3 protein-coding genes are annotated in these 12984 nt (G+C 71.0%); all 3 read left to right on the forward strand.

Annotated features, from left to right (window positions below):
• Positions 1 to 6 precede the first annotated feature (6 nt).
• The 3 genes from BMY07_RS00490 (at position 7) to BMY07_RS00500 (ending at position 12701) form a co-directional block, all read left to right on the forward strand.
• Entirely contained in the window at positions 7 to 11223 is an 11217-nt protein-coding gene (locus BMY07_RS00490) for a toxin glutamine deamidase domain-containing protein (RefSeq protein ID WP_092774391.1), read from the forward strand.
• A gap of 152 nt (positions 11224 to 11375) precedes the next feature.
• Positions 11376 to 11801 carry a DUF6292 family protein gene (locus BMY07_RS00495; protein WP_177215358.1) on the forward strand — a complete coding sequence of 142 codons (426 nt, stop codon included), beginning with the start codon at positions 11376 to 11378 and terminating at the stop codon, positions 11799 to 11801.
• A gap of 153 nt (positions 11802 to 11954) precedes the next feature.
• A complete protein-coding gene (locus BMY07_RS00500) occupies positions 11955 to 12701 on the forward strand; it encodes a GAF and ANTAR domain-containing protein (protein WP_342741516.1) in 747 nt (248 codons plus the stop codon).
• The last annotated feature ends 283 nt before the right edge of the window (positions 12702 to 12984 follow it).

Genomic DNA, 12984 nt, shown 5'->3' on the forward strand with positions numbered 1-12984 from the left:
CGACCGATGGCGATGATGGTGCCCGACGAGGTCCGCAAGCTGTTCCAGGTGCTCACCGGCGAGGAGTGGCCGGACGCCAACGAGGACAAGCTGCGCGCTCTCGCCGACGCGTGGGACCGGGCGGCCTACCGGCTCTCCGGTGAGCTGTCCCCGCAGCTGCGCACCGCCGTCGTCACCATCAGGTCGAACTTCGACGGCGCCGCCGAGCAGGCGTTCGCCAACCGGATGGCGCCCTACGTCGAGGGGTCGAACAACTACATCTCCATCGCCGACGAGCAGTTCCGGGCGCTGGCGAAGTTCCTGCGCGACCTGGCGCTGGAGGTCGAGTACGTCAAGCTCGTCTCGATCCTGTCGCTGATCATGCTCATCGCCGAGATCGCCTGGGCCATCGCGGCCGCGTTCGGCACCGCGGGCGCCAGCATGGCCTGGCTGGCGGCCCGGATGGCGATCGTGCGCTGGCTGCTCAAGTCGCTGCTGGGCAGGCTGCTGATCAAGGTCGTCCAGGCGCAGGTCGTCGGCATCGCCTTCCAGCTGGTCATCGACGTGGTCGCGCAGCTCATCCAGTTCGGCATGGGCACCCGCACCGAGTGGAACCCGAAGTACACCGCCAGCGCGGCCGCGGTGGGTGCCCTCGGTGGCGCGTTGACGCTGCCGCTGGCCGGTTTCGGCAAGGCGCTCGCGCACATCACCACCTCCGGTCTGGACTCCTGGCTCGGCAAGATCGGCAAGGACGCGTTCGACTGGCACAAGGTCGTGCCGGAGACGATCACCGAGATCGGCATCGAGGCGTTCCACGAGACGCTGACCGAGGCGCTCTACAAGTACGCCACCGAGGGCGAGTTCGAGATGAACCCGTACTCGTCGACCTCGGGCGCGGTCTCCGGCGCGGGCGGCATCGCGGGCGGCGCCATCGGCAACGCCCTCGCCCCGCCCAAACCCGCCCCCACCAACGGCGGCAAGGGCGGCCCCGGCCCCGAGACCCGCCCCAAGGGCATGACCGGCGACGGCACACCCCCCGGCCGGCCCGGCGGCTCGACACCCCCGCCGACCACCGCCACCACCATCACCAGCCCGACCCCCAAGAACGTCCCGGACGTCAGTGGGCAGGTGCCCGGCTCCAAGGGCGGGCAGAACCCGGCCAACCAGCCGGTCACCCAGGCGCCGCCGGTCATCTCGCCCACCCAGACCCCAGGGCAGACGGTGACCACCGGCTCCGGTCAGGGCAACCCGACCCCGCGTCCCGGCCAGACCCCGGTGACCCAGCCGGGCCAGACGCCGGTTACTCAGCCGGGTCAAACCCCGGTGACGCAACCAGGTCAAACCCCGGTGACCCAGCCAGGTCAGACGCCGGTGACGCAGCCAGGTCAGACGCCTGTCACGCAGACCGGTCAGACCCCGGTGACCCAGACCGGCCAGAACCCCGTCACTCAGAACGGCCAGAACCCCGCGACCCAGACCGGCCAGAACCCGGCGACCCAGAACGGCCAGACGCCGGCCACGCAGACCGGCCAGAACCCCGTTACCCAGAACGGTCAAAACCCGGCGACCCAGAGCGGTCAGACGCCGTCGACCCAGTCGGGCCAGACGCCGGTGACCCAGGCGAGTCAGACCCCGGTCACCCAGACCCCGGTGGCCGAGACCTCCACCGGCCAGTCGCAGACCGGCCAGACGACCCAGACCTTGACCGGCACCTCGCAGTCCACCACCACCCAGTCGACCACTCAGTCGACGCAGGGCCAAAACCCCGGCGGCCAGTCGACCACCCAGTCCTCGAACCAACCCGGTGGGACGCAGTCCACCACCCAGTCCTCGAACCAGCCGGGCGGTTCGCAGTCGACCACGAGCCAGCAGTCGACCACCTCGCAGCCGAGCCAGTCCACCTCGCAGAACCCGACGCAGTCCGGCACTACTCAGTCCGGCACTACACAGTCGACCACCGGCCAGCAGTCGACCACGACCGGTCAGTCGACCACCTCGACCACCCAGTCGACGAGCCAGTCACCCGCCACCCAGTCGACGACCTCGCAGACCACCACCCAGTCGACCACGAGCCAATCCACCACCACCCAGTCGACCACGAGCCAGTCCAACACCACCCAGTCGACTCAGTCCCAATCCACCCAGTCCCAGTCGACCCAATCCCAGTCGACCCAGTCGTCGACCACCCAGTCCTCGACCACCGGCGCCAAGACCACCACGCCATCCACCACCCCCGCGACCACCCCGACCACCACCTCCCAGTCGAGCACCACTCAGTCCAACACCACCCAATCCACCTCCGCCAAGACCACTGCCCCGACTCCCACCACCCCCACCGCCAAGCCGGTCACCGCCGCTGCCCAAGCGGGCATCACCTCAACCCGGTCGGCGACTCCCAAACCCCCCGCCAAGATCACCAAGAAGCGGCAGGCGCCCACTCTCCCCAAGAGCACGGCCAAGCTCACCAAGAAGCCGGCCACCACAACAAAGCCCACCGCCACAACCAAATCCACCACCCCCACCTCAGCCGCCCCCACCCTCGCCACCACCACCGCGCGGCAGCAAACCGCCACCGCGGGCACCCCCACCACCAAGTCCCAGCGCTCCGCCAAGCGCCCCCGGCGCGAGGCCCCCTCCACCAAGCCGACCCCCACCACGGCCAAGTTCCAGGACTTCCGCGCCTGGGTGGCGGGCATCAACTCCGTCAACGGCACCGTCAACTGCGTCAACGCCGCCGTCGCCTTCCACTCGACCTGGCGCGGTAACCCCACCAAGGCAGGCCCCGACCGCGCCAATACCGGGTTCGCCAGTGACCGCACCGGATACGCGCCCGCCTTCCTCGGTGAGGGCGAGGCAGCGATGGCCGAGGTGGAGAAGCGGGTCAAGCGCGGCGGGCACGGAACCGATGCCATCGTGTTCACCACGCCCCCCAACGCCACTGACGGGCACGCGTGGAACGTCGTCAACCAGCACGGTGAGGTGTCCCATGTGGACGCCCAGTCCGCGACCTGGTCCGACAAGGCGCCGCCCGCGGGCAAGGTGTGGGCGATCGTGCTCGATCCCGAGGGCAACTTCGTCGACGGTGACACGGTCGACAACCAGGGGAGTACCGGTGCGCAGGCGATCGGTGACTCGTTCGGTGTGCGGCCGCCCAACAACATCAACGCCATCGCCGCCCAGGAGCTCACCACCGCGCAGGGGCACCGCGACCAGGCGAAGCTCTCCGTGCAGCGCGCCGAGCAGGCAGGCAGGTCCGCGCAGGCCCAGGTGCACGGTGCCGCCGAGCCGCACCGGCAGGCGCAGGCCGCCGTCGCTGCCACGCAGGCTGTCGCGACGCCGTTGACGCAGGCGCTCGACGCGGTGCGGCAGCAGATCAACACCGCCATCGGGATCCTCAACACCCAGGTGCTCACCGAGAGCGGCCTGCAACAGCAGGTGGACCAGGCGAACCAGGCCGAGGACATCGCGGGCATCGCTCTCGACGCCGCGCAGCTCCGGCTCGACAACGCGCCGCCCGCGAACATCGCCGCCGACACCATTGCCCGTGACGGTAGGCGGGGCGCGCTCAACGCGTTGGTTCAGAACCACGCCCCCTTGCGCCTACAGCTCCAACAGGCCACACACGCCAGGCAGACCACTCAGGGGCAGATCGCCACCCTGCGCGTACAGGAAGCCGCCGCCCACGACGCCGCCCGAGGTCCGCAGGTATCCGCGACGGCTGCCGCTACCGCCGCCGTTACCGCGACGCAGCGTCTAGCCGCGAGCAACACCGAGCTGGGGCTGACCACCGGTCACGTCAACACCGCCCGCGGCCACCTTCAGACCGCCGAGCAGCACGTGACGAACGCCGCGGGTCTGGTCACCCAGATCCAGGCCGCCGCCGCCCTGGAGATCACCCGGCACAACGCCGCGAACGCCGCCAACCTCACCGCCAACACTGCCGAGCAGGGCGTCCGCGACCTCCAGCAGCGGATCGATCAGCTCGACAACCAGATCAACGGCCTGCAGCGCACCGTCGACCAGGCGAAGCTCGACGTCGCCAGGGACAAGCGCGCCCTGGCCGCCGACCGCGCCCAGGAAGCCGCCCAGGCCGCCACCAACGGCCAGCCGTCCGGCAGCACCCAGCCGTCGAGCAGTACCCAACCGTCGAGCAGCACCCAGCAGAACCCGGCGTTCGCCCAGCGCGACGCCGACATCACCAAGGCCGAGGGCCGGATCACCGCCCAGGAAGCCGAGATCACCCGGCTCAACGGCCAGCGCACGCCGCTCGGCACCCAGCTCACCACCGACAGCGCCGAGGCGATCCGCCTGCGTGGTCTGGCCGACGCCGCGCAGCTCGCCGCCGACCAGCAGGCCGACACGGTCAACACCCTGCACACCACGCTCGTCACCAACCGCACCAACGCCCAGCTGGCCGCCCAGAACGCCGCCGCCGCGGCCGCCTCGGCGAACAACACCGCCCGCAACGCCAAGGACGCCGCGGCCGACGTGAAGACCGCCGCCAAGCAGGGCGATGTCGAGCGCGGCCTGACCCTGCTCACCGACGTCCCGTTCACCGAGCGGATCGTCATGGAGGAGCTCGGCGACACCACCGGCGTGGCCACCGCCGTCACCGGCCTGTTCGGCGACCACCCCGCAGTCGCCAACCAGGCGGGTCGGACCGCCGCGACCGCCGTGCGCAACCACCTCGGCGACATCATCAACCACGGCCACGAGATCACCGTCGACCTGCCCAACGGCACCACCGCGCGGGTCCTGCTCACCGGCGTCCCCAAGCGCCCCGGCGACACCCGCAAGGCGGCGACGGTCAACGCGGTGCCCAACTCGCACCCCGACATCGTCAAGACCCGGCGCGACGACACGCACAACCCGAAGGCGACGGCCGGGTCGAGCAACCTGCCGCTGCGCATCCCGTTCATCTCGCTGGCCCCGATCCTCGACGGCGGCCTGTTCCTGCGCCCGATCGCCTCCGCCGGGTTCACCCTCAAGCGCTCGCAGGGCATGACCTCCAACGACATCAGCAGGCCCGGTGTCCGCACCGGCGACCGGCCGTGGGTGGAGACCGACTTCGAGATCGTCGCCACCCGCATCGGCGGCCCGGTCGGCCCGGCGACCGCGACGGTGCACGGCGGCATGCGGGTCCCGGCCGTGGTCCCGACGACCTCGCCCGCGCAGCCGCTGCCCGTGGTCGGCCGCGACGAGCTGACCTCCGACGCCGTGCGCATCCCCACCGCGTTCACCGACGGCGTCACCACCGCGCTGGGCACCACCGACCACCGCGCGGAGATCACCAGCCTGCTCGGGTCCCAGCAGGTGCGGCACATGCCCAACAACGGCACCGTCACCGAGACCATCGGCGGCACGCAGGTCGTCGTCACCCCCAACGGCGCCCCGCAGATCACCCTGGTCGGCCCGTCCACCAAGGTCGACGAGCAGCGCACCGGCGTGAACCCGTCCGCGGCGATCACCAAGGGCGGCGACGCGACCGCGGCCATCGGTCTGGCCGTGGGCAAGGAGATCCCGGGCCTGCAGTGGTTCGTCGGCCTGTTCTCCGACTTCTCCAGCGGGCGCTCCGGCGGCTACAACCGCGGCAACGAGTCCGCCGTCGAGCGCAACTCCTCGCAGCCCGAGCTGGTCTACCAGGTGACCCGACCGCTGACCGTCACCACCAACGGCCAGCAGATCAACGACACCGTCACCGAGCTGGTCACCGTGCCGGTCCCGTTGGCCCGTCAGCTCAACCTGACCCTGCCGCCGCACCTCGACCCGACCAACGGCCAGGTCAGGGCGCCGGGCAACCAGCCCTACGCCATCGGCACCGATGACATCACCGCGGTGCCCGGCAAGGACCAGATGGTCACCTTCATCAGCAACGGCCTCGACGCCACCGGGCAGGCGGCCGTGGCGGCGAAGTTCGACTCGGACCCCAAGACCGTCACCGCCGTGTTCAACTCCATGCACGGCGGCGAGGAGGTCACCTGGATCGCCGACGGCAGGCTGCACAAGCTGGAGATCTACACCCAGATCGTGCCGCCCGCGGTGAGCTACCCGTCCGGCCAGGCCAAGGGCACCGTGCAGGACCAGGTCACCTCGCAGCGCAGGCGCACCGACCAGATCAGCCGCAACGCCAAGCTCGGTGTGGGCGGTGAGGTCAGGCCTACCTTCAGCGGTGACAAGCCCGCCAACGGCAACCCCAACGCGAGCGGTACCGCGAGCACGGCACTGCCCCGCGTGGTCATCTCCGGCACCTACGAGCGCAGCCGTACTTCGGCGGTGGGCACCAACGGCCGCGATGGCCGCATCACCGCGTACGGCGGCGAGTACCGCGGCTTCGACGGCACCCTGGAACTCGTCGTCGTGCACCGCGACACCCCCGCGCCCAACTGGTTCCGCCGCGTGTTCATGGGCGGCAAGATGACCTTCGGCCCCGCCTCGACCGACCGGCTCACCGAGCCGACCACCGCCGACGTCGACACCGCCCGCACGCTCAACGCGAACCTCCCCGCGGGCACCCCCGGGGTCACCAAGCAGACCATCCCCAACGCGGTCACCGTCTCCGCCCCGGTCGACAAGTTCGCCTGGTCCGACCGCCCGATGGCCCCGTCGCCGATGACCCCGGGCCTCTACGTCGGCACCCCGCCGGTCCAGCCCAACGGCACCGTCGTGGTCGACACGGCGCTGTTCGGCGAGTTCGCGGGCGTCGAGCACGTGCGGGTCAGCCCCAACTCCACCGAGGGCCTCAACCTGGTCCTCGCCAAGAACGTGCAGACCGTGCCGGTGGTCAACCCGCCCGCGAACATGCCGCCCGCGGTCACCAGGAACTCGCCGTTCATGAGCGGCACCTGGCCGTCCTGGGGCACCAGGAGCATCACCGAGACCAACCGCGGCGCGGGCATCCCGCAGCGCCAGTTCCGGTACAAGCTCTCCGACCTCACCAAGCCGGGCACCACCGCGGCCGACGCCGTGCGCGGGTTCGTCTCGCAGGTCGGCAGGCGCGGCGCCGCGGTGCTCGGTCTCAACGGCGAGAAGGCCGGTCCGCACAAGCTGTTCGAGCCCGGCAGGCTCACCGACATGAACGGCGCCATCTCGGCGACCGCGACCTACTCCTCGCCGCGGGTGGTCGACGTGCGCAAGGACGGTCAGCTGCAACGCCGCCAGGACGGCGACCTGGTGGTCAACAACAGCAAGAACCGCCAGTTCGGCCTGGAGGGCGAGCTGGCCATGGACGTCATCCCGCGCCGCCTGCACCGCTTCGGCGCCCGGATCCGGCTGGTCTTCGGCGGCAACAAGCGCTGGGGCAAGGGCAAGGTCGACGAGCTGACCCCCGGCGGCCGCCAGCTCTACAACTACAAGGGCCCGACGGTGTGGATGACGATGGACGTCCGCTACACCTACACCGGCGACGTCAACATCCGGAACTCCATCAAGACCTCGCAGGCGGAGTCCCTCTCGGTCACGGTGGACGAGCCGGACGGCGTGCTCGTGCAGATGCCCGCCACCACCGCCGCCGAGTTGCTGACCCAGTCCGGGTTGCCGATCCCACCCGAGGTCCAGGCCGTGCTCCCGGCCCCGCCCGCGGCGACCGGCACGACCCAGCACCTGATCACCGACCCGGCCAACCCGGCGTACAACGGCTACGCCTCGCACGGCACCACCACCGTGTTCAACTCGCGCCTGCACGGCCCCGACCCGCTGCGCGACGTCCGCACCCGCCTCGACCAGCTCGGCGTGACCGGCAAGTGGCAGGCCGACGTGCTGGAGCGGATCACCGAGCTGTTCAGCAGCCCGCGCGGGCAGATCTCGCTGCGCGACGTGCTCGCCGACACCGGGGTGATCTCCATCCCGGACAACGACCCGTTCTACACCGACGTGGTCGACGTGCGGATCACCTCGGCGCCCACCCAGTTCGTCCCCGGCGTCCCGGCCCGGCCCGCGCTGCCCGCCAACGCGCTGACGCCGAACTCGCAGACCACCTACTCCTACATCACCACCACCGACGCGGCCCAGGAGACCAACTCCTACAGCATGTCCGCCGGTTTGCAGAACGACCTGGTCGTCCGCACCGCGGCCCCGAAGGACGACCAGGGCAACGTCCTGCCCGGGTCCACCGCGGGCAACCTCGGCGCGCTGCTCGGCGTGGGCAAGCAGGTGTCGGAGTCGCAGACGCTGCCCGGCAGCAAGACGCTCAAGCCGATGCGGTTGGAGACCTTCGAGCAGCTCGACCGCTCGACCCACGACGTGACGTACTCGCTGGAGATCTCCCGGGTCCGCATCCCGAACCCGACCGCCGACGCGTTGACGCTCACCGCGGCCCGCCACTTCGACCGCAGCGACATGGCGACCGCGCCGGTCACCACGCACGGATCGGTCGACCTGATCGCCCCCAAGCCCGGCTCGTCGCCCGCGATGACCGCGCCGACCACCCCGGCGACCTTCGACGTGCTGACCAGCAACCCGTTGACCCTGCCGCCGACCGACCCGAACTTCGTCCAGCAGCAGACGCTCAACCCCGACTCCATGTGGCACCTGGAGTCGCTGGGGTCCGACACCGCCAAGGCGATCCGCGAGGTCGCCTTCGCACAGACGTCGAACACCCCTGTCGCGGTGGGCAATACCGTGGCTCGCAACAACTTCCGCACCGCGGGCAACAACAGGTCCTCTTACACCGCCAAGGGCACGACTTCCGAGTACGCGCTGCACACTCTGACCACCGGTACCGGTTTGCACAACGGCGGCTGGTCTATGTTCAGCAATTCCTCTTACTCCACCAAGGGCATTGTCGGCGCTAAGCGCACCTTCCACGACGAACTGCTCGACGTGTCTGTCTCCGGCCGATTCGTTCCGGGCACGTTCAACCTGGTCCCGTTGAACAACCCCGGCAAGGTCGACCACGGCCGCGAGACCGAGGACATCACGCTCAGCGGGTCATCGCGCACGGTTACCTGGTCGCGTGGTGTTACCGCGTCCGGCCTCGGTGGCGGTACGGCGCTACACCCGAACGACAAGCTGACCCCCTCACCCGCGACGTTGCAGACCACGCCCACGCTCGGTACCGACAGCGGTATCGCGCAGCCGGAGTCGTGGACGAACGGCTCCTTCGACCTGACCGTCGTGGCCCAGGGCGGCCGGTCCTACCTGTTCGACGTGACCGCCGAGTTCTACGTGCAGACCACGCCCCGGCAGACCAACAAGGTCATCCCCAAGATCAAGGGCTGGTTCCGCAGGCTGGCCACCCCGTCCACGGTCAAGATCACCAGCACCGACGACGTCCGGGTCCGGGTGTGGGAGGCCGACGCGCTGCGCGAGGGCCTGATCACCCTGGCCGACGTCTACACCACCGCGGGCACCAACCCGCCAGCAGGCCTGGCCTTCACTCCGGCGGCGGACGGGGTGATCCTGCACCCGCAGGGCACCCCGGCCGTGCCGCCCCCTGGCCTGCTCAACCAGGGGCCAGCCGATGGCCGCGGCCGGACCTTGCGGGTCGAGCCGGGCGTCACCCAGAACCAGGTCGTCGACTTCGTCGCCGGGCTCGGGCTCGACATCCGGCCGCGGACCTTCGTCGTGCCCGCGGGCAGCACCTTCACCCCGCAGGACATCGCCGACGCCGTCGCCGCCCGCACCGCGCTGCCGGACGTCCAGGGCACCGTCGTGCAGCCGGACCCGGTCGTCCCCAACTTCGTGCCCACCCCGCTGCGCCGCGGCACGCCCGCGGTGACCCTCGCCAACCAGACCGCCCTGAACCAGTCGCTCCAGAACCAGACGCCGCGCAACCGCACCGCGCCGCAGCCGACCTTCGGGTCGTCCCCGTCCTCGTCCAGTTCGTCGGGCTCGTCGCGCACGGGTCAGGTCCGGCCGACCCGGGGCACCCAGATGAACACCATCCAGGAAGAGGCGCCGCAGATCGACAACGGCCCCCCTGGCTCGCAGTCGTTCCAGATGACCACCTTCCCCAGCGGGTCCCGCGGCAACGGGACCGACGAGGTCACCGGCCTGTGGAACGCCGCCGACCACGTGACCACGCCCTCGACCACCGTGACCTCGAACGCCGTGACCTCGGACACCACGCCGTCGAACACCGTGAACTCGAACACCACGCCCAGCACGACACCCGCCGTGGACCCCGGCGGCCCGCGGGGCACCAAGCGCTCCCGGGAGGACTTCGAGTCCGACTTCGGCCCGGTCACCCACCCCGAGCCGCCCGGCACCAGGAGCGTCCAGGACACCCTGACCCCCGCCTCGGCCCGGGAGGTCCAGGCGCTGGCGGCCGTGGTGCCCAACGGGTCCCGGTTCACCGACCCGGCCCTGTTCGTCGACCTGCTCAACGGCGACCGCACCACCCCGGGCCGCGACATCAACTGCGTCGACGCGGTCGTGTCGTTCCACTCGACCTACCACGGCGAACCCCGGGTCGCGGGCATCGGCACCCCCGGCCAGGCCCCGCGCGGCGCGGTCAGCAGGGCGGCCGAGTGGACGTCCTACGCCCCGGAGTTCGTCGGCACCGGCGCCAAGGCCCTCGGCGACGTCATCGAGCGCGTCACCCGCGCGGGCCACGGCGCCGACGCCATGCTCATCGCCTTCGGCGCCAACGGCGGCCGCGGCCACGCCTGGAACGTGGTCAACCACCACGGCACCGTGTCCCTGGTCGACCCGCAGAAGGGCACCATCGTCCCCGCGACCCCCGACGCCCTGCCCGGCATCGGCCGCGTCCACGCCATCCCCCTCGACGCCGCCAACCAGTTCATCCCCGGCACGCCGAGCACCCCCGGGCTGCCCACCGGCCTCCCCTCGGGCATCGCCGACGACTACGCCACCACCGCCGCCATGCCGAACCCCGACTGGGCCACCCACGTCGACGAGGTGGGCGAGGAGCTCGACACGCTCCTCGACGTCGTCGACACCGCCGCCCCCGCCACCAAGGCCCACGCCGAGGCCCTCGCCCTGCACCTGCGCGCCGTCGACATCGAGCGCATGCGGGCCCTCGCCGCCGCGGGCGACGTCATCACCATCCGCGGCACCAGCTACACCCTCGTCCCGCACGGCCCCAAGTACCACCTCGTCTCCCACGGCCCCGCCGACCCGGGTTTCGTGGCCGAGCTCGCCGCCTACGTCCTCGGCCGCAGCATCTTCGCCCTGGTCATCGGCGCCGACGCCGAGTCGCCGCAGGTCCTCGAGTTCCCCCCGCGGGGCCGCCCGCTGCCGGTCGAGGAGGGCGTCTTCGCTTACGCGAACGGCGACGAGGCGTGACGTAGGCGTCACTGGAACAGCGGGTTCCCAGGTGGGTCGCCTGTCCCAGGTGATCCGCCGCGATCCGACGCTTGAGCGCCGCCGAAACGGGGCACTAGTACGTCGGCGTCACACGACGCGGAGCTTCAGCAGTTGGAGAAAGGGTTTCCTCCGTGACCGCGGTCCTTGAGCTGTCTCTCGGTTACCAGCACCCGGCCCACCGCGCCCTGCGCGCCTACCTGCGCGAGGTCGCCACCGAGGTCGGGGTCGGCCTGGAGTCCGTCACCGTCGACCTCGACACCCCGGTGTCGGCCTACCTCGCGCTGGACGTGCGCCTGCCCAGCCACCCCGGCCGGGACGTGGCGCTGCTGTGGGACGAGCGCTCGGGTTGGGCCGTGGCGGTCGAGACCTACTCCGGTGAAGACCTGATCGTCTTGCGCTACCTCGGCGGTGCTGTCGACGCCTCCCCGCGGGAGGTCTCCCGGTTCGTCAACGCACTGCGGGTCGGCAAGCAGGTAGGGCTCACCGAGCCGCCGTCGCTGCGGGTGCCGACCGGCCTCGACGGGCTGGTGCTGGCACCCGCACTGGTCGCCGCCTAGGCGCGCCGACACCTCGCTCCGGGCCGAGCTTCACGCGGCCCGGAGCGCTCCCATGACTAGGATCCTCGCGAGGTCTCGCGTTGAGCAGCCAGCGCCGAGCCGACAGCGGCCATCGAGGTCGGTGTTCATCGGACGCGCGTGGAGGGTGCTGCCGTGGGAAGCCAACCGGATGACGAGGACTCCGACCTGGGCAACCTGGTCGGCCAGATGGTCGGGTTGACCGCCGACCTGCTGGCCGCGGGGTCGGTGGCCGACGTCCTGGAACGGGTCGTGGTCACCGCCAAGGACGTGGTGTCCGGCGGCGACCTGGTCAGCGTCACGCTGCGCGGCCCGGACGGCGAGTTCCACACCCCGGTGTCCACCGACGCCGTCGCCGACGAGCTGGACAAGCTGCAGTACCGCTTCGGTGAGGGCTGCTGCGTGGAGTGCGCCCGCGAGTCCGGCCCGGCCGCCGCCTACAGCCCCGACCTGGCCCACGACGACCGCTGGCCCCGGTTCGGGCCCGCCGCCGCCGAGCTCGGGTTCCGCTCGCTGGCCTCGGTGGCGCTGCTGCCCGACGCGCGCGCACCGCGCCTGTCCGGCGCCCTCAACGTGTACTCGCGCGAGCCGCACGAGTTCGACCCCGTCGACCGCGACGCGTTGATGCTGCTCGGCACGCACGCCTCGCTCGCGCTGGCCGCCACCGAGGGCGTCACCCGGGAGCAGTTGCGCGTCGAGCAGCTGCGGGAGGCCCTCGACACCCGCGATGTCATCGGCCAGGCCAAGGGCATCCTGATGGTGCGCCGCGGCATCGACGCCCAGCAGGCGTTCGACACGCTGCGCCGCACCTCGCAGAACATCAACGTCAAGCTCCGCGACCTGGCCAAGACCCTGGTCGATCGCCACCACCTGCTCGACTAGCCGGGACAGGACCGTCCGCCGGGTCGCGGCGACCCGGCGGACGGCTTCTTTCCATGAGCCCGCGTGCTGCTGCTTAACACGAGCGGGCTCACGTCCAGCGGCACGAGGGACGACGCAGTGATACCCATCTCGCGATCATCCACACCACACGGTCGCCGACCGGTCACCGGGTCCCGCCGCCCGACCGGGTAAAGGGCGGTCAAAATCCCCGCCACAACCTCGCAATGAATGATTCGACGGTCCCGTTGATGGAATTCGCGGCATACCACATTTCCCGATATCC

The sequence above is a fragment of the Actinokineospora terrae genome, assembly GCF_900111175.1.
In the GTDB taxonomy this organism is placed as follows: domain Bacteria; phylum Actinomycetota; class Actinomycetes; order Mycobacteriales; family Pseudonocardiaceae; genus Actinokineospora; species Actinokineospora terrae.

Coding starts and splice junctions, on each gene's coding strand:
- BMY07_RS00490 (WP_092774391.1), top strand. CDS start 7: ATGGCGATGATGGTGCCCGACGAGGTCCGCAAGCTGTTCCAGGTGCTC.